This window comes from Desulfosporosinus orientis DSM 765 (genome assembly GCF_000235605.1).
GTDB classification, from domain to species: Bacteria; Bacillota; Desulfitobacteriia; order Desulfitobacteriales; family Desulfitobacteriaceae; genus Desulfosporosinus; species Desulfosporosinus orientis.
In genome coordinates this window covers 684,064-705,894 of record NC_016584.1, presented here as the reverse complement: position 1 = coordinate 705,894, position 21,831 = coordinate 684,064, and the positions used below count along the sequence as shown (strand labels likewise).

Sequence of the window (21,831 nt, the reverse complement as noted above, 5' to 3'; positions counted from 1 at the left end):
TAGAGCTTTTCGAATATTGGCATTCTCGAAAATGCTTATTCAATTGTAAAAACCCTGTCAAGTCTAGTACGTTTAAGCAATTCAGAGGGAAGCCCTTGGGCACCGGTCAGAACGAGCCTGCCGTTTTTTTCTTTCGTCCGCTTATTGATGGTCACTAGAGTCCCCAATCCCGAACTATCTATATAACTGAGTGCCGAAAGATCAATAGTTATCTTCGTAACTCCTTGATCAATGACTGTTAAGAGATCATCTCTTAGTAAGGATGCATCATGAACGTACATCTTGTCTTTTAATAAAACCATTGCTCGATTTTCGTTAACGTTAATTGTATGTTTGATAACAAATCTCCCCTTTACTCCTCAACCTTGAATCTAGTAATAAGACTATGTAAATCTTGCGACATAGCACTGGTTTGTTCGGAACTTGCCGCCAAGGTTTCTATGGTTGCGGTAATTTCCTCGACCGCCGACGAAACCTCTTGCGCATCCCTGCTAGTGCCCTCGATATCTTCAGCTACAACCTCAATGAGTTGTACAATTTTATCCGATGAAGCAACTTCGTCATTGGTGACCTTAGAAATACCTTCAATATCACTTACAGTTTCTGCAACGGCTGACAAAATATTTTCCAGTGATTTTCCGACTTTACTGACCTCTTCTACCCCCACTTCAACCTCAGCTAAGCTATTCTTCATTGCTACAACTGCACGTTCTGTGTTTTCCGTAATTTTTGAAATTAGGTTTGAGATATTGCTGGCTTCAGCATTCGATTGTTCTGCGAGCTTTCTAACTTCTTCAGCAACAACAGCGAACCCTCTTCCGGATTCTCCAGCCCTAGCAGCTTCAATCGCCGCATTAAGAGCTAACAAATTTGTTTGGTCGGCAATGCTTGTAATTGTCTCATTAATTGTGCCAATTTGCTGAGAGTATTCATTTAACAGCATAATTACTTTTTCTGCTTCCACGGTCTGACTATGAATTGTATTAATACTTTGCATAGCTACATTTACTGTGGCCTTTCCTTCCTCGGCTGCATTAATGGATGCCTCTGACTTAATGCTTGCTGAAGTGGCCTTATCCTTAGCTATTTGTATAAGGGCGGAAAGTTCGATTAAAACTTGTGACGTTTCAGTGCTAGAATTCGACGCTTCTTCCATTGACTTAGCAACCATCTGAGTCCTGCCTGATATACTTGTGGTTGTTGCCGACACTTCCGAAGACGAAGCTGACATTTCCTGTGATGCTGCCGCCAGTTCAACCGAGCTCTTTTGTACTGACTTCACGATTTCCAATTGAGAGGAAATCATGGTATTAAAGGACTTAAAAAGCTGACCAATTTCGTCCTTCGTCTTAACAACACCTTTAACCAGCAGATTTCCTTCACTCGCTTGAGCCATTAAACCCTGAAGTTCCTTAATTGGAGAAGTAATTCTTCGGGCTGCAAACAGACCAATCAGAATTCCCAAGACAGCTACGAGAACTGCAGCCCCTATGGAGACTAGCTTTGCTTCTTTAGTGATGTTAAAGGTATCTTCCATGGCGAGGGAAATAGCGTCCTTTCGGTAGGTTCTTGCTTCAACAAGTTTTGCATTCATTTGGTTGCCGAGGGGGGCTAGTTCCTTTACCGCAACTTCCATGGCCTCTGCTTTTTTGCCGGCCTTCAATAAGGGAATCAGTTTGTCCTCAGCCCCTTTAGCGTATTGATCGTTTAATTCTTTGATCTGGACAGAAAGAACACGTGACTCCTCAGTTCGTGCCTCATTAATGAGCTCTTCCTCCAGCTTAGCATTCAACTCTGCTAATCGCCTATATTCATTGAGATATTGTTCTTGTCCATAAAGGATATACCCACGCAAATTTGAGGACTGAGCCAAAGCATTGTAGGCGATTTCATTATTCTTTTCTAATCGCGGAGTTTCATAACCCCTTAAATTATCAACCGATATTTCCGCCTTATTACTTCCATAAATGGCGAAAGCAAATCCTCCGGTTGCTGCCACAATGACCAATAAAAAATAAAAAATCATCTTTTTTGCTAATGTCATTTTCATTATCACTGATTCTACAAAGGTAGAGACCAGATTCCCCCCTTTAATTCAGTTTCTCTATAAGCACTCCTGCTAAACATAAACCGTTACTGTTCCTTCACTTTTTCAGCAATTCTCTTTCAATTCGTAAATTCCTGCCAAATTATCCGATTAGAGGACAAAATATTGATTTATTTAGTATATAATCTCGAAATCTTTTGATTGGTGTTGGGGACAAATAAAAAATGAGCCCGATAGAAATTTTTACCGGACTCTGTATGTCTCATTATTCCCACTCAATGGTTCCCGGGGGCTTGGAGGTGATGTCGTAAACGACACGATTAACACCCTTAACTTCGTTGACAATCCTGGAAGATATGTCATGGAGAAGGTCGTAAGGGAGTCTGGCCCAATCTGCTGTCATAGCATCTTCACTGGTAACCGCTCTTAGAATAATGGGATATTCATAAGTACGGCCATCCCCCATTACTCCGACACTCTTAATGGTAGGAAGTACAGCAAAACTTTGCCAGAGTTCTCGATATAATCCTGAGCGACGGATTTCTTCTAAAATAATCGCATCTGCTTCCCGTAATATATCCAACTTCTCTTGGGTTACTTCTCCTAAAATTCGAATTGCCAGTCCAGGCCCTGGGAAAGGCTGGCGCCAGACGATTTCCTCGCTCATTCCCAGTTCTAGGCCAAGTTCCCGCACTTCGTCTTTAAAGAGCATTCGTAAGGGCTCAACAAGCTCGAATTGCATGTCCTCCGGCAAACCGCCCACGTTATGATGACTTTTAATGGTTTCCGCAGTCTCTGTCCCGCTTTCCACTATATCCGGATAAAGAGTACCTTGAACCAAGAAATCAACTTTTCCCAGCTTGGCAGCCTCAACTTCAAAAACACGAATAAACTCATTGCCAATAGATTTCCGTTTCGTTTCCGGGTCAGAAACTCCTTCAAGTTTTTTCATAAACCGCTCTCGGACATCGATAAAGACTAAATTCAATTGAAATTGTTCAGTAAAAACCTTCTTAACCTGTTCCGCCTCATTTTTGCGCATAAAACCGTGATCTACAAAAACACAAGTCAATTGATCCCCAATAGCCCGGTGTACCAAAGCCGCCGCAACTGAAGAATCAACTCCGCCGCTCAAAGCGCAAAGAACCCGCCTATTTCCAACTTTAGCCCGAATCTCTGCAACCTGAAGCTCAATAAAAGACTCCATAGTCCAATCTCCGGTACAATGGCAAATATCAAAAAGAAATTTTTCCAACATATTTTGCCCATCGGGTGTATGCTTTACTTCCGGATGGAACTGGACTCCATAGAAATGTCGCTTTTCATCCATCATGGCTGCAACAGGAGTATATTTCGTATGGGCAGCAACTTCAAATCCTTCGGGCAAGGTCTTTACAGAATCACCATGGCTCATCCAACAAGGACGTTCACCCTCCAAGCCTTTCCAGAGATCTGCTGCCTTATCGATTTCAAGCATCGCTTTTCCATACTCACGAGCTTCAGGATGTTCAACACTCCCACCTAATTGTACTGTCATTAACTGCATGCCATAGCAAATTCCCAAGATGGGAATTCCTAAAGAATAGATCTCGGGATCTACTTTGGGGGCATTGGGCTGATTAACACTTGCCGGCCCGCCTGAGAAAATAATACCTTTTGGCTGACGGGCTTTAATCTCCTCAACGGAGGTTTTATAAGAAATCATTTCAGAATACACACGTGCCTCACGAACGCGCCGAGCAATAAGTTGATTATACTGTCCTCCAAAATCCAGGACTAAAATGACTTCTTGTGTCATAAAAAATTCATCACCATTCTTAATTAAATTATTTCATAAGCTTCTTGTTTTAAGACCCCAACATAAGGCAAATTGCGATATTCTTCATTAAAATCCAATCCATAGCCAACCACAAATTCATCGGGAATGGAAAATCCGTTATAATCCGGATAGACATCAACTTGTCTTCGTGCGGCCTTATCAAGGAGTGTAACCACTTTAACACTCAAAGGATTTCGAGCGATTAAATTATCTTTTAAGTACTTTAATGTCAATCCCGTATCCACAATATCCTCAGCCACTAAAATATGAACCCCTTCTACACTGCGCTCTAAATCTTTAAGAATCCTCACAACACCAGATGACTTCGTGGAGGCCCCATAACTAGATAAAGCCATAAAATCATAGGCTAAAGGCAGTTTGATTTCTCGGATAAGGTCAGACATAAAGGGGACAGCGCCTTTTAAGATCCCAAGAACCAGAAGATTCTTTCCTTCGTAATCGCGGGTGATTTGTGCTCCTAATTCTGCGACCCGCTTACTTAATTGTTCTCTTGAAATTAACACTTTTGAAATATATTCTTCCATCGAAGGCACCTCCACTATACTTACTATTAAAACGAAATCATTTTACATCTCCGAAAAACTCATGCCAAAACTATACCAGAGGCTTGTCCATTGTGCAAACACTTTTCTGCTGAAAATAGTGATAATAACTTTTTAATTAAACGTAGAAGTTAAAATAGGCAGTATACCATTAAGGAATACTGCCAAACACGCTTTTTATTTAGAACTATTATTGAATATCCGGTGGTGCAATAGCTATTTTCTTACCAATATCTTTAAACTCGAGTGTCATCGTCATGGGGTCGGACTTAGCTTTATTCTTCGCTTCAATTGTCGCTTTTACGAGAGTTTTATCAGACTTGCGAATATAAAGCGTATACCGGAAATCTGTCCAAAATACCTCCATCATTTGATTCTGTACACTAGGTTGTAACTGACATACCCATACTTTCTGTCCGTTTACTTTCTCTTGACCGCTAAGCATCACCTCTCCAAGCTCTTTCATTTGAAGCGAAGATAAGGGGTTGAGCTCCGCCAGAAAGACCTCCTGGGCTGCTGGAGCATTTGCAAATCTGATCCATTTCTTGCCAAAAGGATCTCTGCTATAGGTAGAATCCCCAATTTTGATCATTTCAACTTCGCTCCCAACCAGCTGACCCAAGATTCGAGTATTCCCACCGTCCTTTTCTCCTAGAATGTGAGTGAGTACGCGATCTTTTCCATCCACCCATTGATGCTGGATTAAACTGTAGCGAAAAGAGGTCGCTGCGTTTAGTCTTTCTAAACCGTGCGTGACTAAATCTTTGGGCTCTGGCTGCCAAAAATAGCGTCCTAGTAATACCCCGATCAGCACGATGCTGATTACCATGATTAACCATAATCCTCTTTTCTTCATGTCATGCCCCCCTGGCGGAGTTCTTACCCTACTTATATGTAGTCTGAGCTTGCTCTATTCCAATCTCACATCCAACTCCGAAAGAGGTACTTCCCATCTGACTTGTTACCATTTCAAAATATGTGCTCTTATTTTTCATAAGTTCACTATGAGTTCCGCTCTCCAATATCTCCCCCCGGCCAATGACCATTATTTTGTCAGCATCGCGAATTGTCGAAAGTCGATGAGCAATCAAAAAACTGGTTCGATTATTCATAAGGGTTAACAAGGCATGCTGAATCTCTTTTTCAGTCTTTGTATCCACACTACTTGTAGCTTCATCCAATATTAAAATCGGAGCATTACAGAGAATAGCTCTGGCAATGGCCAGCAACTGGCGTTGTCCCTGACTCAGGTTATCTGTACTGCCTGTTACAATCGTGTCATACCCCTTGGGCAAACGAGAGATAAAATCATCAGCATGAGCCAACTTAGCAGCTTCTCGAACCTCCTTTTTTGAAGCATCCGGGTTTGAATATCTGATATTTTCATAAATCGTACCTGTAAAAAGACAGGTATCCTGCAAAACGACAGAAAAGCAGTTTCTAAGACTCGCTCGGGAAATTTCAGTTATATCGGTATTGTCGATCAGAATTTTCCCTTGGTCTAACTCATAAAAGCGCGTTAAAAGGTTTACAATGGTCGTTTTCCCAGCTCCGGTTTCACCAACCAAGGCAATCACTTCTCCTGGTCTGACCTTAAAACAAATATTATTTAAAACCGGACTGCCGGGATTATATGAAAAAGACACGTTGCGAAACTCTACCTCACCTTTGGGATTAAACGACTCTTTTACACTCTCTTTGTCAGGAGCTTCCTCCTCTTCATCCATTATTTCAAAAACTCTTTCTGCACCGGCTAAAGCAGACTGAATGTTGTTAAACATTCCGGCTATACTATTCAGCGGCTGTCCAAACTGTTTCGAATAGGTAAGAAAGCTCACCACTACCCCGACAGTTATCACGCCCCTTACTGAAAGAATCCCTCCTGCACAGGCAATAAACGTAAAGCTGAGGTTATTGATGACGTTCATGAACGGCATCATTAAGCCTGACCAAATCTGGGCCTTAGTAGAATAGCTGCAAAGCTCCCTATTCAGACGATTAAAATCAGCTAAGACAGTTTGTTGTTGATTAAAAGCTTTTACCATTTTTAAGCTAACAATGTTCTCTTCAATGACTCCGTTTAAGTCCCCTAATTTTTGTTGCTGTCCTAAAAAATACTCGCGGCTGCGACGGGCAATAGTCTTTGTCAAAACCAAAAACAAGGGAATTGAAACCATAGCAACAAGAGTTAACGCCGGACTCAGAATCAGCATCATTACACACGAGCCTGTTATAGTAAAAATACTGGCTATTAACTGGGTAGTTGTTTGCGAAATCGTCGTGCTGATATTGTCCACGTCATTGGTTATCCTACTCATTGTATCCCCATGTGACCTTCTGTCATAAAAGTTCAAGGGAATTCTCTGCAGCTTCGCAAAGGATTCATTCCTAATATGCTTAATCAGTTCCTGGGTAACCTTTGCCATCAATACACCGTTAAATGTATCAATAACCCAACTTACCAAGTAGCATGAGACAAGGGCTAAAATAATGAGTTTCAAGAGAGGCGTATCAACTGAATTGGTGGTTGTATTGAAGGTGTTGATTGCTTTACCCAATAACCATGGTGTCAGAAGAGAAACTGTTGATGATAAAATTGTCAGCGCTACTGCTACCAAAAAAGACCTGCGCCACAACAGAAAGACATTGAGAAGCCGAAACAGAGTGGCTTTTGTATTTTTGGGCTTGGCTATGGGAGCAAACCGCCGGGGGCCACCTCCGCCCATTTTTCCCAAATTTGGCATATTATCGAAATTTTTATTTTCAGCCATTATTTGTCACCTTCAAGTCACGGCCAATTTGTGAGTGAAAAATTCCCTGGTAGGTTTCACATGAGTGGAGCAGTTCTTCATGGCTGCCAAGTCCAACCTTTTTACCGTCGTCAAGCACGAGGATCTTGTCGGCAAACATTGCGGTCCCTATTCTTTGAGTTATTAAAATTATGGTCTTTTCTTTATCTAAAGTTTTCAAACCGTGTCTGACTTTAGCTTCTGTAACCGCATCAAGAGCACTGGTGCAGTCGTCTAAAATCAAAACTGGTGCTTTCTTAACCAAAGCCCTGGCGATTGAAATGCGTTGTTTTTGACCTCCAGAAAGGTTGACCCCACCCTGACCTAAGTGACTTTCATATTGAGCAGGCATGCTCTGAATAAATTTATCAGCCTGAGCAGCTCGAGCGGCGTTGATTATTTCCTCTCTAGTAGCTATTGGATTGCCCCAAGCTATATTTTCCAAGACAGTTCCAGTAAACAGCATGCTCTTTTGTGGAGCTAAGGCAATATTGTCTCTCAATGTCTTGCAGTCAATGGTCTTTATGTCCATACCATTTAAATAGATCGTTCCTTTTTCTACATCATAGAAGCGCAGGAAAAGCCATACGAGGGTAGATTTTCCGGAACCGGTTGGACCGATAATCACCAAAGATTCTCCACGATTAATTCTAAAGGAAAGATTTTTTATGCTTGGCAGACCGCTTCCCTCTGGATAAGCAAAAGTTACATTTTCAAAGGCAAGCTCCCAGCTGCCATCTTTTATGGTTTGTTTAATCCCTTTAAAATCCTCTTCGCTGTTAAGCACTTCATTAACTCTTTCCGAAGATGCTTTCGTCCGAACAAATACATTAAATACATTTGTAATCATAATCAATGAAGTTGAAATTTGCGCCATGTAGTTTATGAATGCTGCAACTTTGCCTACTTCAATGTCTCCCCAACCGAATAGAAAGCTTCCGAGATACAATATCAAAGCAATTCCGATACTGATGGTCAGGGACATTAGAGGTGAAAAATAAGCAATCACCTTTTGGGTTGACACGGTTTTATGGGACAAATCCGAATTCTCGTAAGCAAACTTCCTTTCCTCATGGTCATATCGTCCAAAAGCTTTAACCAGCCTTATTCCCATCAGATATTCCTGTATGACCGTATTAACTTTGTCGATAGCAAGCTGTACTTTGGCGAATCGAATATAACTTAATTTCATGCTGACTATGATAAAGGCGGCTACTATGGCTACCGTTGCAAATAAAACTAAACTCAATTGAAAACTCAGCATCATTGCCAATATGATGCTGCCCAAACAAGTTATTGGTGCTTTGAAAAAGATTCTCATCATGCCGTTCGTGAATTGGGTCATCTGAGAAATGTCATTGGTCATGCGAGTTATTAACGAACCACTTTCAATTTTATCGGTACTGACTTCGGAGAAATTAATAATTTTCGAGAAAACATCATAACGTAAATCTGCACCAAAACTTTGGGAAACCCTGCTCGCCAAAACACTCCGGGTTGCCGCAAAGCAGGCTCCAACACCAGTAATCATCAGCATGAGCAGACCCATTTTCAACACAATTCCCAGCTGATTATTTTTTACACCCTCATCAATAATGTGTGCCATAATCGTCGGCTGTAACAGATCACAAATAGCTTCAAAAAACACACAACTGATTGCAGTAATAAATAATAATTTGTATTTGCTAAAATAATGTTTGTAAATATCCATAGCTTCCATTTTCCCTGCCTTATTAAGGAATTCGTCGAAGAAAAATCATTTCTATTGAGATTGCAAAAGTGTGACTCAATTCACAACATCACTCCCATTATCCAACTATAATCAGGTTATTCATGACGACAACAAATAAAGGGGAGTGAATTGAGTTGCAACAAGCCAATGAATCAAGAGACCTTATCTCCCTACATAAAGGGAAAACAATGTTCCTGGAGGTACCGACTTGGTTAAACAAATACTTAAGTAAACTAAAAGGCCACAAGAGGACTACCCCCCTTGTCACTCCGCCGCCTTTAGATGTTATTCTAACTTGGCTGGGAGCATTTTTAGGGATTACTGCAATAGCCTTATTTGCTCAAGAATTCTCTGTTCCGATTGTTGCCTCTTTCGGTGCTTCGGCTGTTCTGGTTTACGGTGTTCCCGATGCTCCTTTATCCCAGCCCCGCAACGTGATTATGGGACACATCCTTTCAGCGGTGGCAGGAGTGTCCACTTTCCTGCTATTTGGTCTGACTTGGTGGTCCCCAGCCTTAGGAACTGCTCTGGCTTTAGTAATTATGATTCTAACTAAGACAACGCATCCGCCGGGAGGGGCAACCGCACTGTTTGCGGTACTAAGCAAAGCTCATCCCTTCTATGTCTTTAATCCCATTGCTTTAGGTGCCGTTATTTTAGTAGTAATTGGTCTTATCGTTAACAATCTTTCTCCAAACAGACAATACCCGAAATATTGGTTTTAGAATTATTTTGCAAACATTGACAATTAACAATATCATAAACTCAAGGAGAGAAAAACCATGTTTAAAACTATTTTAGTTCCAACAGATGGCTCCGACTCTGCCAAACATGCTTTTCTAACAGCTTTAACCCTGGCAAAGCCGCTTAAATCTCGTATAATCCTCATGCACGTTATGTTTACCCCTGAAGCTTTAGGCTATAAACTTTCCAGCGGGACCACAGTACCTCAAGAGGAAATCAGCATTTACGGAAAAGAATCCTTAACAGCAACCTTAGCTCAGGTCGATGTTGGAAGTATTCCAATAGAGCAGAAACTTAAGCCCGGCCATCCTGCTGCCGCAATTATCCATGAAATTGAAAATGAAAATTACGATCTCGTTGTCATGGGTAGCCGTGGATATGGGCCTGTTATGGGTTCATTGCTGGGTAGTGTTAGTCAACGAGTATTAATGAAGGCCTCCTGCCCAGTTTTGATTGTCAAAACAAAAGAAGATGCTCAGGTTTGAGCATCCTCTTTTGTTTTAACAAACAAGTTATATCTTCTCTATAACAGCCAGCAATTCTTTTTCCAAACTTTCCGAAATCATGGATTGGGGTGCATTGGACAAACGATCTTTCCACACTTTATGTGCTTTATAAGTAATCTCAAGTTTTCCGTCTCTTTCCCAAAAGGAATAAGGCCTGTCTTCAGAAATTGTTGGCCGCCAAAGTTCTTTAAAATGAGCAAAGGTACTTTCATGACTCAAAAATGAGTCTCTGCTGCCAACTTGGTGAATAGCATCCAGCAAAAACATTGAGGAGTCAAGGGGAAGTCCTCGGGCTATATGTTTTGATCTTTCAATAAGTTCTTCATCAATTATCATTTTCTCTAAAGATGTCGTCATAAAACTGTCCAGCGTACCATTGCCTTCTTGGATCATTTTGACCCCTGCCAGAATAGGTAAGAGAAGGGTCTGCATAGTCTCAAAACCTGCTTGATAATCCAACATTTTGCTGTCTGTTTGACCAGCTAATAAGAGCGTGGGCAATTGATAAAAATCTTCATAAAGGTCGGTTCCTGCCATAGTCATAATATTCATATCCGGTGCTGCCGTAAGATAGGCTATTTGCTTTAAATTGGCTATTGACGATGAAACACCACATACTACCGGGCAGCCCGGATGAACCATTTGGGTTAAAATCAGACCTGCTAAAATCTCAGCATTTTGGGCTATTAACATCCCAGACAAGGTAATCGGTCCCGTTACACCAGCCATGCTGCAGGTAACTAATAAAATCGCCTGGCCGTCTTCAGCATAGGCAATAATTGTGTCCGTCGCAGCCTTGTCATAAGCAAGAGGGCTAAGAGGGTCAACAATGACACCGGTGTATATTTGATCCCTAAGATGATTCTTCCCTAAGGATATTTTTAGCATGAGAAGAGAACGTTGATTATTCTGAATTCCTTCTTGGCAAAGACTTAAAATAGGTTTGTCGCTGTGTTTAATGGCTTCAAACAACATTGTGGCAAATTTTTCATCATGTTCTACATCTAAAATATTAACCGGACTCCCCCCACTGACATTCATCGATGGGCTCGCCTGCTGAAGTTTAATAATATTTCGAAAGTCTTTTTTTTTGCCTTCACGCCGTCCATATGTAAGGTCTTGCACATAAATATTTCCTACATTAGGCAATACCACTAAATCATCGCCAACCATAAGATCTTGGCTGCGGTTTCGTCCAATCCACTTGAACTTTTTAGGTATCTGGGCAATCGCTCTATCGACCATTGCAGAGTTAAAGTAAGCCGTCTTGCCGGTTATTTTCACTCCATGTCTTTTTAGGACAGCTAATGCCTGATCAGATTCAAAACGTATGCCAGTTTCAGCTAAGACTTTTAAAGTTTTTTCATGCACTAATTCACAATTATCACGAGACATTATCTTTAATTTTGGTTTTAGAAACATAGATCCTCCTCCAATGTCATTCAGCGTTGAGATGAACTGATATGCTTCAAGAAAACCATGAGAAGTTTATAGTTAATCATAACATGCATAATTCAGATTATTATGACACTAATTTGATATTTTTAACTCAATGCTATTAATTTTTTGATCATTACACGTAATATTTACAATAAAATCCATTAATTCAGGAAATACTGGTTTAAAGTTAATAATTAAGGAGGCGATCTTTTTGAGCCATAAGGATAAAGCTACAAGAGAATCGTTAGCTAGTGAATTAGGAGAACTTAAAGCTAAATACTCTCAATTGGAAAAAGCTTATAGTGAATTAAAGGACCAAGCTTTACCGTCATCACCAAGACAGCTCGATACCTTTTACCATGAAGCTTATATTGAGGCTGCAAGTGAACTCGGACATTCTTGATGAAACAGAGATCAATATGGAGATATTTAAAATAGTATAGAAGAAGCAAAAGGAGAGCAGCACCCCTCTCCTTTATTGTATCAAATTATATAAACCTTAAGTTGGGATTAGTGCCAATAATGTTTACTTTGCTTTTTTGCTCACTAAAATAGGAAAAAATAGCATAAGCTACCGGAATGAATAACATATATTCTTGGCATTATATTACATGTAGATATAGAAAATTAACTCCCAATACGATTAAGGTGATAAACATGTGGAAAAAAGTTTCTTTAGGCGTGTGAAATTGCTTGTAGTTTTATGTGCTCTACTTCAAGATTGAACAAGTAAATAACAGTGTCTTAGATACTAATCTTTAACGGCCTCCCTTTGTTGTATAAAAAGAATGGCCGTTCGTTATGCATTAGTATCAAAGCTAATAAAACTTATACTTCAGGATTTGATTACAAAATGGTTAAAAAAGGCCCCAGGAAAACCACCGACCAACAACCTACCGAAAAAAGACCTTTGTCTGCAAGTTATGAAGACAACCTGCAAGCTTTGCGTCAAGTATTTGACCTCTGTGCCGATATTCTTTTCCGCGAGTTTATCATTAATACCGAACATACTATACGAGCCTTTGTGGTATATGTGGCTGGGTTAACTGATTATGAAATGATCAGTGATCACTTATTGAAAACTGTCATGCAGGAAACTGTTACCTTACCTTCGTCTGTTCATATAACCCGGTCCAATATACTAAAGATTATTAATGAACGTTTAATCAACTTAGCGGAAACCAATACAACTTCCGATTTGATTGAACTGGTTAAAAAAGTATTAGAGGGCAACACAGCCCTGGTGCTTGATGGATCAACCACTGCAATAATAGCTGGGGTCCGCGGAGGGGAAAGCAGGGCGGTCTCCGAACCAGATACAGAACCTGGAGTGCGGGGACCAAAGGACGGGTTCGTAGAAAGTATCGATACCAACCTGAGTTTAATCCGGCGCCGATTAAAAACCAGCCGTCTGAAAACGGAAAGATTCCATGTAGGACTACTAACGAAGACTAAACTTGCCGTTTGTTACATAGAAGGGATCGCTAATGACAAAATCGTGCAAGAGGTTAAACAGCGGATCGGCAGGATAAATGTTGATAGCATACTCAGCGGGAATCATATCGAAGAATTGATTATGGATGAGCGAATTTCTCTGTTCCCGCTCGTGCAATACACTGAGCGCCCGGACAAAGCAACAGCTTCCTTATTGGAGGGACGAATAATAATATTGGTAGACAACTCGCCAATGCCTCTTATTGTACCTGTTACTTTTATCTCCCTGCTGCAGGCTGCCGAAGACTATTATAACAATACAGTGTTTGGCACAATGACCAGACTTCTGCGTTTTTTTGCTCTGAACATTGCCATGCTGCTTCCAGCAATGACTGTAGCAGCCTTTTCCTTCCACCTGGAGTTGCTGCCAACTTCACTAATCAACACCGTTGCCGGAGCCCGGCAAGGTTTACCCTTGCCCATCGTATTTGAAATTCTCTTCATAGAATTTGCCTTTGAACTATTGCGCGAGGCTGGAGTAAGGCTGCCAAAAACCATTGGTCAGGCAATTAGTACAGTTGGTGGTTTAGTCATCGGGCAATCAGCTGTGACTGCAGGTCTTGTCTCACCTATATCGGTAATTGTTGTAGCAATTACCGCCATTGCCTCTTTCACAATCCCCAATTACGCCGCAGGTACGGCAATTAGGATTCTCCGGTTTGTATTGATTATCCTGGCAGGAATACTTGGCGGAGTGGGAATCATATTAGGTCTGATGGTGATCTTAACTTATCTTTGTGGTCTGCGCTCTTTCGGAATTCCTTACCTATTACCTTTGGCACCTCTAAGTCTGAGGGATTTGAAGGATTCTATGGTACGAATGCCTTTGTGGGCCATGCAGAAACGGCCACAGCTATTTAGTGCCGGCAACCTAGATAGGCAGGATCCTGACCAAGGCCCGCAAAAACCGGATCAGGGAGGACAAGGATCATAGACACAGAAAAACTTTCAGGCACACAGATTGCTATGTTGTTGTTTTTACTAATTATGGCTACATCAGTTCTGTTTGTGCCCGGAATTACTGCCGACCGGGCCAAGCAGTCTGCCTGGATAGCATCCGTGTTTGCTTCACTGGCAGGTTATATAAGCCTGTGGATCATAAGTAAATTAGGGCAGAGGTTCCCACAGCAAACCCTGCCCCAATATACCGAAATCCTCTTGGGGAAAGCCTTGGGAAAGATGGTGGGCGGGGCTTATGTGATTTATTTTCTGGTTGTTAACATCTTAGTCATCCGGGAGTTTTCTGATTTCCTGACTAATACCCTGATGCCGGCGACACCTGGAGTACTTTTCAGTACCATTATAGTCCTGATCGGAGCCAATGCCGCATTCAAGGGGATCGAAGTTATCGCCCGCATGGCCCAGTTTGTACTGCCGCTATTTGTATTTTCATTAATAGTTATATTGGGATTAGCAGCGCCCAGTATGGAATTGGAAAAATTGCAGCCTTTTCTGGAAGGCGGGGTTTCGCCAATAATTATAGGTTCGGTGGTACCTGCATCCTGGTACGGCGAGATTGTCGCGTTGGCCATCCTGCTGCCCATGGTCAACAAGCCCCAAGAAATCAAGCTTAAAGGAGTTTTGACCCTCCTGGCGGTGACATTTTTTCTCTCCGCCGACACCCTGATCACCCTTGCAGTCCTTGGACCCTACCTAACCGGAGATTTGGTGTTTCCTTTTTTGTACTTGGCGAAGTTCATTGAATTCGGCAATTTTCTGCAGCGGATGGAGACTCTGATTATTTTTCTATGGATAACCGGTATTGTGATCAAAGTGGACGTGCTGTACTATTTGGTTTGCTTTACAACTGCCCAAGTACTGTCTTTGAAAGCATATAAACCCGTAATTTATCCAGCGGCTCTTATCCAAATTCTTGCAGCCACTTTTTTGTTTAGAAACACGCCGGAACTTAGCAAATTTCTAAGTGAAAATTGGCCGCCCTTTGGGCTTCTATTCGAAGTGGGATTGCCTTTGATACTTTTGGTGGTTGCCATAATCAGAGGAAAGGGAGCTAAAAAGTAACGTGAAAAAACGAGGTTCAGCATTGGGGCTAGTAATTCTTATTTTATTGCAATCTGTTCTACTGACCGGTTGTTGGGACAGCAAAGAAGTTGAAAAGTTAGCCGTTGTCACTATCGTGGGAATTGACTATGCTCGGAAAAATGGTCGTGACATGTGGACGGTTTCGGCACGAACCATGAGTCCAAAACCCAAGGGAAAAGGTGAAGAGCAATCTGCCGGAACAGTAGATCAGGATATTCTAATGGTTGGCAAAGGACTAACACAGCAGGAAGCTATTTTAGATTATTCCGCCCATACGTCACGTACGCCTTTTTATGGACACATAAGTGCCTATCTCATTGGTGAAGAGGCCGCAAGAGAAAAAATGTCCGATATTATTGAAAACGTAATGCGTTTTTGGCAAACCCGACCCAAGCACCTAATCGTTATAACCAAAGGAGAAGCATTACAGGTGTTGGAAGCAGGGGCAGCGGTAGAGAAAACGCTCTTCACAGAAATAAAAGACTTGGCCGAGTATAAAGCGGAGGCCACCGGCTATTCCTATGGAACGATCATGAGTGAATTTACAGCCTGGTTATTAAGTCCTGACAAGGATGCGGTCGCAACGCTGGTTAGTGTTGTTCCTTCGAATCTGCCGGGTTCCGACAAACAGAATCTAATGCAAGGATTGGCTGTCTTCCGCTTAGACAAGCTTGTAGGCTGGCTGAATAGAGAAGAAACCAGGGGATATCTGCTAATAGCCCAAAAGATAAGCAGGGGTCAGATGTCGATACCGGTTGAAAAAGATGGAAAGTTATTTTCCTATTTTTTGGGCAGTTCAACAAGTAAAATTGAACCGCTAATTACTGGCGACAACATATCTTATCATGTCACTATTGAGGCCAAAGGCGAGATAGATGACAACGCTGGAATTGAACTAGGTGCCGAGGATATTAAAGGTGTTGAGGCTGCTATAAGCAACAAGTTACAAGACCTTGCTATGATGGCTGTCGGTAAAGCCAAAAAATTAGATTCTGATTTTCTCGGTTTTTCTGCGCAGCTCCATCGTCATGACCCAACTACCTGGGAATCGTTTGGTCCGGACTGGCGCAAATCTTTTCGAAATGCCGGTGTGGAAATCATGGTGGATGCCAAAGTCCTCCGAACCGGAAAAATTGGCAAGAAGCTAGATATACAGCAGTAGTTAAAGGAGCAGGTTTTCTTAGACAAAAAATGCCGTCTGTTTTTGACAGCCGACACATTAACCAACTTTATTTCATTTTTACCGGATAGCAAACCTCGGTTACCAGTTCATCCGAGTTTTGTGTTTGAGCCGGGCAGACATGGTAGTTAGTGAACATTGCATCAGAAATTCATAGTTGTTATCTTTGATCCACTGCCTATCACAAAAGAGGTTTCTCATGAGTTCACTGAACTCATGAGAAACCTCTAAAAATATTTTCCTTATGTGGTCATAGACAATTCGAAGTAATTAGAGCCTTGTCCCAGTGGTGGTTCAGAGCTTTTCTTACATCATGCCGCCCATCATTTGTTTGGTTTTTTGAGGCTTCAAGAGATGTGAAAACCCTTAGTTAATGCTGTTTCCTTCTTTCATATGTTATAAAATATCATGGTTTTTCAAAACGCTGTCAACAAAAAGTCAACAAACCAAACACTATAACTCCTTGATACTTCAACAAGTATTGGTGAAGCTAGGTATCTAATACTTGCGTTCTCATTCAGATAATATTTCCCATCAATTTTACACGATTATTGTCAGAATCGAACGACCTTTATTACAAGTTTGCAGAGATATATATTAACTGTAAGAAGATTAAAATTTGAATGAAATAAGTTCCTTCTCTATACTAAGAAAATCCTCAGGCAATATCTTATTTTCTCTTGGATGAACAAATTCTACAAGTGACTGAGCGTTAAAATTATCCATTTGAAATGAAGGCCCTTGAACACCATACCCCTCAAATTTTATAATACCTAGTTTTAGGAAACGAAACTTACGTTTAATTAATTCAAAAAACGTAGAATCGTGAGTAGAAATTATAACTTGTTTATTCATGCCACGATCATTTTCAGTAATTAATCGAATTAAATCTACAAATGCAAGAACATTAAAGTCATCCATACTTTGAACAGGATCATCCATGCAAATAAACTTTAATCGAGTCCAGTGCTGCTTAAGTGCCATTGATAAAAAAAACGAAAGTGCAATTGCATTAATTTGCGCGGAGCTGAAGATAAACGATGGATTGGCTTTGTCCATACTGTCTATCTCATTACCACCTGTTAAGACCGATAATATTAATCTATTTACTTTGTACCGTTGATTGGTATCAAACTCAAGATATCTATATAAAGGATGGGAGTTTATTCTAAAGAAAATGGACTGAATTGTTTCTAAGAGCTCGTCCACGACTTGTTCATTCAATTTATCCACAGCTTCAGGAATTTTATCTATAACTTCTTTTACAGTTTCAAGATCGTTTTCCAGGTTATCCTTTTCAAATTGTAATTGTTGAATCGTTTGTTCAATTTGGTTAATTTGAACGGTTAGATTCGATAGCGTCTCTAAATCTAATTCTCGGGCAATTATGGCCACTCCTTTTAATGTCAACTGTTCGTGGCTATTTAGAAGTGATATATCTTGTTGAAGTTTTTCTTCCTCCTTATGCAATAATAATTCTACATCTTGTAAACTATTTGGTTGCGTGCCCGTCAAATCTATAAATCGATCATTAAATTGCAATTGAATATTATCTGCTTTTTGGATATTGTCTGAAGCAAGCTTCACGGCCTTTGTAATTTCTACCCTATTGGGAGTACCATCAATACCTAGGTCCTTCGTGCATAATAAAAGCATATTTTCTGCTTTAGTAAATTCAGATAAAACATTTCCATTTAACTTAATATTTAGAAGCTCGGACCTTTCCCTAAATTCTGTACTCAGCTTTTCAATTTGATCTCTTCGTTCGCGTAATATCCCCATCTGTTCTGAAATTTGTGCCGTACTTCTATTCTCATCCTCAAATAGTTGCTGAACTTTATCAGTTAAGTTTTGTAAATTTTGTAAACCATTTTTAATCTTATTCTTGTTTTTGGCTACTAGTATTTCTAGTTCCTTGAATTGTTTTCTAGCATCTTCTAAACAGGATAATGTCGTATTCAATTCTGGATGTATTAACTGCTCTTGTTCATCTATGTATTTCAAAATATGTCCAGCACTCATACCTTCAGTCCCGCAGACGGGACACCTAGATAGCTTTCTGTCTTCTGAAATAAACGTTTTAACGTTCTTCAGAAATTCCTTGTGACTAAAGTCTGTGGTTTTTATATTATTATATATATCTTCCCAACTTTGATATGAACTTAAGGCTATTTGATATTTTTCTGAGTCAATAATTAATAATTTATGTGTTTCAAGTAGGTCCAAGAGATTTTTATGTATTTCCTCTTTAATGCCTCGATCCAAAAATTCACACAAAGTTAATAGTTCAAATATTTTTGGTACATAATCTTCTAAATGATGCTGACCCATTAACTCATTTAAATTATGGAGTAATTTATACAATTCATTTATAACTGATTCCTTAATTATAATAGTATTATTTAATTCTTGGATTTGTAATGCTATTTTTGTGATTTGCTCCTCCGTGTTTTTGAATTCGGCGTATTTCTCTTTTAACCATTGAATATTCTTTAGCTTTGTCTCAATATCTAACAACACTTCGTAATTATTCAATTTTTCTTTATTCTCTTGTATTGCTTTATTAGCATTCTTCCACTCCGGCACGGTACTAATGAGAATTCTATATCTTGATTCATAATCATTTAAGTTGTAACGTTTTCTTTGTAGCTCCTCCCTCTTATTTTCTAGAATAGATCTATATCCTTGTAATTCCATTTTTTGTGGTATGTCTATGCCTAGTTTAAATACCAACGGATGTAGCACTTCCAGAATAACATCTTTACCTTCTTCATCATTATCGATTAATTTTTTTCGTATATTCTCCACTTGTTCTTGGAAATTTCTTCTATGTTGCATCCGTTGATTAATTATCAACTCTTTGTCTTTAATATCAGACTCCAAAGTCTTCTTAACATCTAAAAACGATTGTTTAAATTTATAAAAATGCTCGGTGCCAAAAATGAGCGACATTGAATCATATCGCTCACTATCCCTCATTCCACGTAAAATAAAACTTATTCTTTCTTGTCCTAAGAAATGGCTTAAATTTAGTCCACGATTTAGATCTATCTTATCAAGCCATGCTTCATGAATTAGGCATTTCCGTAGAGTACCCTCTGCTGCCTTTCCTTCAGATCGCAAACCATTGACAACTACAACTAACGAACTTTTTCCATAATCCGACCGATTGTCGGCTACAACTATTCCAGTCCGTGTAAGCACTAATACATCACCATTACTGGCTATAATTTCAATCTGCACACGAGGAGGCTGAGATGATAACCGATTACCGATAAATCTGGTTTTATTTTTTTCATCGCTAGGGCTATTATATCTACAAATTTCCCCAGTAAGTACCCATTCAATCGCATCAAAAAATGACGTTTTGCCATGTCCATTAGGTCCGTATAATACTAATATTTGGGTTTGCTCAAAATCAAACCTACGTTTCTGGCTGAAGCCTCTAAAAGATCCTATTTCCAAAGAACTAATCCGCATTTTCTCCACCTTCTAAAGTTAATTTATCTCTAAATAAATTTAGCATTTTCGTGATCGGAATATTTCCTTCAAAAAAATGCTCCCCTAGTCGTTCAATAGATCGGGAAGACAAACATTTTTTTAACTCAGTCAAAAAATTTTTATCGTTGAAAATCAGATCGTTTCTAGAGTTCTCCCTACCAATGTTAAATGTTAAAAATAATTTTTCACTTATTTCGGTTAGGTCGGATGATGTTAAAACTATCTTCCTAAAAAATGAACGATCATTTTCGATTTTTTTCCTTACGGTTGAAGATACTTCTTCTTCAGATACGACCAATAACAGATATATATCCCACCGAAGATCACTATACTCACCTACAAGAATACTCTGAACATTAACAGCAACTTCTCTAGAAGTAAGCTCCCATTTATTAATGAGCTCTTCTTCTGTAGCGTAACTGGAAATTGCATAAATTTTCTCTTCGGTACCGTATAAAGAATCTATTGTAAGTGAATTTGGCATTTCTAGCTTTTTAATGTTTGCAATTTCTTCAAGTGCATCATATATTTTAGTCGTTATCATTCATACAACCTCTCTTATGACTTTGATCAAATCCTCAGGATCGATTGCTTCTTCGCATTTATTGTGAATACAAGTTGAACAATGCACAATGATTTTATCCATCTCTGAATATGAGTTCGATTCTACACCATGGAACGAACCTAAATACTCACCCCTGCCGAAATTTCTAAGAATTTGACTAAAAGAAAAAGTCTTCCCACTACAGTGTACACATAAGTTTTTTGTTGGATTATTATGATAATTATCCATAATTAATGGGAATAAATCTCGATTTATTCCCGGTCCTTCAAATAGTCTTTTGACATAACCCAATACAATTGAAGGCATTGACTCTCTATGCATAGAATAAAGTAACATTCGCCAAGAATTATTATCTAAGCGGATGTTGGCTAAATTACTGCCCGAAATAAGAGTAAGGTCAGGGTAATAAGCTCGTAATAGTACTAACAGTTTTAGTAGGGGCTCTAATCCTTCATGCTTTCGGTGAGACTCAACTTCCCCCAAATTATATTGCCCGAGAAAGTGGTTGAATCTTTCTTCATTAAAAGACTCCATGTATGTAAAAGTCGTGTTCATCGTTTCCGTTAATATTTCACGAACAGTTAATGGAAACCCCTCAATAAATCTTTGAATATGCGGACGGTATGTATTAAGTATTTGTGACATAAAAGGGTTAGTAACTAAAGTGACATTAGCTTGTTCTGCATTTACTATTAAGTCTGCTCTTTGCTCACCTATTGTTTGATTCAAAACAATCACCTTGTCATATTTATAGTTCCAGCGTTTACGATGTCTCTTCCCGCTGTTTGAGATCCAATTTTTTGTGTAAATTGCACTCCCCTCGATGTTGCCGCCTCTTTCAAGAACTCCCTATTTTCGGCTATCCATGCTTCAAGTTCTTCATACAACTCTTCTGGGAGTTGATTTGAAGTGATTTCTTCGTATATATCCTCTACATCTCTGCGTGGTTTGTGTGGGTTACGTGAAGGCTTTTCTATAATTTGGCGCATGAAATTCTCTGTTTTGTCTACATCACCAAAAAAGTGAGCTAATCGTTCTGTAAAAGGTTTGGCTAATTTTTTGATTACATCATATGTAATACCTGATGTTATGGAATCAGTAGTAAACTTACCTATTGCAAGTAATATTGATATTGTTACAGGCTCCACTATAAATTCCTCCATTTTCAAAACTATGTGTGATTCTACAAAAACTTGAAAAGGAAGTTTTTGACCCCACTAGAAAACTCTCCTATTTACTTACATTCCACATCTTTCCTTTATTTCCTTCCGATATAGCAAAAATAATCCAAGAAAATACAAAAAAGCTAGACCGTTCAAAATACGATCTAGCTTTTTTGTATTCCCCCTCACTCCACGTCACTATAAAAAGGCAATCACTCACTCAAACCCGCTCATACCAAGTCATC

At 39.7% G+C, this 21,831-nt stretch carries 18 protein-coding genes; 6 read left to right on the top strand and 12 right to left on the bottom strand.

The window, feature by feature from the left end; translation table 11 throughout:
• Positions 1-35 precede the first annotated feature (35 nt).
• The 7 genes from DESOR_RS03435 to DESOR_RS03405 all read right to left on the bottom strand — a co-directional run bounded on the left by DESOR_RS03435 (position 36) and on the right by DESOR_RS03405 (position 8,929).
• A complete protein-coding gene (locus DESOR_RS03435; protein WP_282434408.1) occupies positions 36-326 on the bottom strand; it encodes an STAS domain-containing protein in 291 nt (96 codons plus the stop codon).
• Between the two features lie 26 nt (positions 327-352).
• Positions 353-2,050 carry a methyl-accepting chemotaxis protein gene (locus DESOR_RS03430; protein WP_042330771.1) on the bottom strand — a complete coding sequence of 566 codons (1,698 nt, stop codon included), beginning with the start codon at positions 2,048-2,050 and terminating at the stop codon, positions 353-355.
• A gap of 262 nt (positions 2,051-2,312) precedes the next feature.
• Positions 2,313-3,845, bottom strand: a complete 1,533-nt coding sequence (gene guaA / locus DESOR_RS03425; RefSeq protein ID WP_014183214.1) for a glutamine-hydrolyzing GMP synthase — start codon at positions 3,843-3,845, stop codon at positions 2,313-2,315.
• 23 nt (positions 3,846-3,868) lie between these two features.
• Positions 3,869-4,411, bottom strand: coding sequence for a hypoxanthine phosphoribosyltransferase (hpt, locus tag DESOR_RS03420; protein ID WP_014183213.1), 543 nt, complete (start codon positions 4,409-4,411; stop codon positions 3,869-3,871).
• Positions 4,412-4,619: 208 nt separating this feature from the next.
• Positions 4,620-5,285, bottom strand: coding sequence for a hypothetical protein (locus DESOR_RS03415; protein ID WP_014183212.1), 666 nt, complete (start codon positions 5,283-5,285; stop codon positions 4,620-4,622).
• 28 nt (positions 5,286-5,313) lie between these two features.
• Positions 5,314-7,200, bottom strand: coding sequence for an ABC transporter ATP-binding protein (locus tag DESOR_RS03410; RefSeq protein ID WP_014183211.1), 1,887 nt, complete (start codon positions 7,198-7,200; stop codon positions 5,314-5,316).
• Positions 7,193-8,929, bottom strand: coding sequence for an ABC transporter ATP-binding protein (locus DESOR_RS03405; RefSeq protein ID WP_042331885.1), 1,737 nt, complete (start codon positions 8,927-8,929; stop codon positions 7,193-7,195). Before DESOR_RS03405 ends, DESOR_RS03410 begins: the two co-directional genes overlap by 8 nt.
• A 209-nt stretch (positions 8,930-9,138) precedes the next feature.
• Between DESOR_RS03405 and DESOR_RS03400 the strand changes: the two genes are divergently transcribed.
• Positions 9,139-9,675: an HPP family protein gene (locus DESOR_RS03400; RefSeq protein WP_042331883.1), complete on the top strand. Its 537-nt coding sequence runs from the start codon at positions 9,139-9,141 to the stop codon at positions 9,673-9,675.
• A gap of 57 nt (positions 9,676-9,732) precedes the next feature.
• Positions 9,733-10,179 (top strand): universal stress protein, encoded by a 447-nt coding sequence (locus DESOR_RS03395; protein ID WP_014183208.1) that lies wholly within the window; start codon positions 9,733-9,735, stop codon positions 10,177-10,179.
• A gap of 27 nt (positions 10,180-10,206) precedes the next feature.
• Here DESOR_RS03395 and DESOR_RS03390 read toward each other — a convergent pair whose 3' ends face one another.
• Positions 10,207-11,622: a trimethylamine methyltransferase family protein gene (locus DESOR_RS03390; RefSeq protein ID WP_014183207.1), complete on the bottom strand. Its 1,416-nt coding sequence runs from the start codon at positions 11,620-11,622 to the stop codon at positions 10,207-10,209.
• Between the two features lie 229 nt (positions 11,623-11,851).
• Here DESOR_RS03390 and DESOR_RS03385 point away from each other — a divergent pair, with 229 nt between their 5' ends.
• The 4 genes from DESOR_RS03385 to DESOR_RS03370 all read left to right on the top strand — a co-directional run bounded on the left by DESOR_RS03385 (position 11,852) and on the right by DESOR_RS03370 (position 16,339).
• Complete coding sequence (locus DESOR_RS03385) at positions 11,852-12,043, top strand: hypothetical protein (RefSeq protein WP_014183206.1); 192 nt, start codon at positions 11,852-11,854, stop codon at positions 12,041-12,043.
• Positions 12,044-12,493: 450 nt separating this feature from the next.
• The gene (locus DESOR_RS03380; protein WP_014183205.1) at positions 12,494-14,068 is read left to right on the top strand and encodes a spore germination protein; all 1,575 of its coding nucleotides are present in this window, start codon (positions 12,494-12,496) and stop codon (positions 14,066-14,068) included.
• Positions 14,062-15,156 (top strand): GerAB/ArcD/ProY family transporter, encoded by a 1,095-nt coding sequence (locus DESOR_RS03375; RefSeq protein WP_345788336.1) that lies wholly within the window; start codon positions 14,062-14,064, stop codon positions 15,154-15,156. The genes DESOR_RS03380 and DESOR_RS03375 overlap by 7 nt, the downstream gene beginning before the upstream one ends.
• A 1-nt stretch (position 15,157) precedes the next feature.
• Positions 15,158-16,339 carry a Ger(x)C family spore germination protein gene (locus tag DESOR_RS03370; protein WP_042330768.1) on the top strand — a complete coding sequence of 394 codons (1,182 nt, stop codon included), beginning with the start codon at positions 15,158-15,160 and terminating at the stop codon, positions 16,337-16,339.
• A 630-nt stretch (positions 16,340-16,969) separates the two neighbouring features.
• On the opposite strand, the gene DESOR_RS03365 is transcribed toward DESOR_RS03370, so the two are convergent.
• Genes DESOR_RS03365 through DESOR_RS03350 form a run of 4 tightly spaced genes read right to left on the bottom strand, consistent with a single transcriptional unit; the run spans position 16,970 to position 21,571 of the window.
• Positions 16,970-19,837, bottom strand: coding sequence for an AAA family ATPase (locus DESOR_RS03365; protein ID WP_014183202.1), 2,868 nt, complete (start codon positions 19,835-19,837; stop codon positions 16,970-16,972).
• Positions 19,827-20,402, bottom strand: coding sequence for an ABC-three component system middle component 1 (locus tag DESOR_RS03360; protein WP_014183201.1), 576 nt, complete (start codon positions 20,400-20,402; stop codon positions 19,827-19,829). Before DESOR_RS03360 ends, DESOR_RS03365 begins: the two co-directional genes overlap by 11 nt.
• The gene (locus tag DESOR_RS03355) at positions 20,403-21,152 is read right to left on the bottom strand and encodes an ABC-three component system protein (protein ID WP_148265221.1); all 750 of its coding nucleotides are present in this window, start codon (positions 21,150-21,152) and stop codon (positions 20,403-20,405) included.
• A gap of 5 nt (positions 21,153-21,157) precedes the next feature.
• Complete coding sequence (locus tag DESOR_RS03350) at positions 21,158-21,571, bottom strand: hypothetical protein (protein WP_014183199.1); 414 nt, start codon at positions 21,569-21,571, stop codon at positions 21,158-21,160.
• Positions 21,572-21,831: the final 260 nt, after the last annotated feature.

What these genes read in the sequence shown, in the direction of transcription:
- DESOR_RS03430 (WP_042330771.1), bottom strand. Translation starts at nt 2,050, where the DNA reads ATGAAAATGACATTAGCAAAAAAGATGATTTTTTATTTTTTATTGGTC.
- guaA (WP_014183214.1), bottom strand. Translation starts at nt 3,845, where the DNA reads ATGACACAAGAAGTCATTTTAGTCCTGGATTTTGGAGGACAGTATAAT.
- hpt (WP_014183213.1), bottom strand. Translation starts at nt 4,411, where the DNA reads ATGGAAGAATATATTTCAAAAGTGTTAATTTCAAGAGAACAATTAAGT.
- DESOR_RS03415 (WP_014183212.1), bottom strand. Translation starts at nt 5,285, where the DNA reads ATGAAGAAAAGAGGATTATGGTTAATCATGGTAATCAGCATCGTGCTG.
- DESOR_RS03410 (WP_014183211.1), bottom strand. Translation starts at nt 7,200, where the DNA reads ATGGCTGAAAATAAAAATTTCGATAATATGCCAAATTTGGGAAAAATG.
- DESOR_RS03405 (WP_042331885.1), bottom strand. Translation starts at nt 8,929, where the DNA reads ATGGATATTTACAAACATTATTTTAGCAAATACAAATTATTATTTATT.
- DESOR_RS03400 (WP_042331883.1), top strand. Translation starts at nt 9,139, where the DNA reads ATGTTCCTGGAGGTACCGACTTGGTTAAACAAATACTTAAGTAAACTA.
- DESOR_RS03395 (WP_014183208.1), top strand. Translation starts at nt 9,733, where the DNA reads ATGTTTAAAACTATTTTAGTTCCAACAGATGGCTCCGACTCTGCCAAA.
- DESOR_RS03390 (WP_014183207.1), bottom strand. Translation starts at nt 11,622, where the DNA reads ATGTTTCTAAAACCAAAATTAAAGATAATGTCTCGTGATAATTGTGAA.
- DESOR_RS03380 (WP_014183205.1), top strand. Translation starts at nt 12,494, where the DNA reads ATGGTTAAAAAAGGCCCCAGGAAAACCACCGACCAACAACCTACCGAA.
- DESOR_RS03365 (WP_014183202.1), bottom strand. Translation starts at nt 19,837, where the DNA reads ATGCGGATTAGTTCTTTGGAAATAGGATCTTTTAGAGGCTTCAGCCAG.
- DESOR_RS03360 (WP_014183201.1), bottom strand. Translation starts at nt 20,402, where the DNA reads ATGATAACGACTAAAATATATGATGCACTTGAAGAAATTGCAAACATT.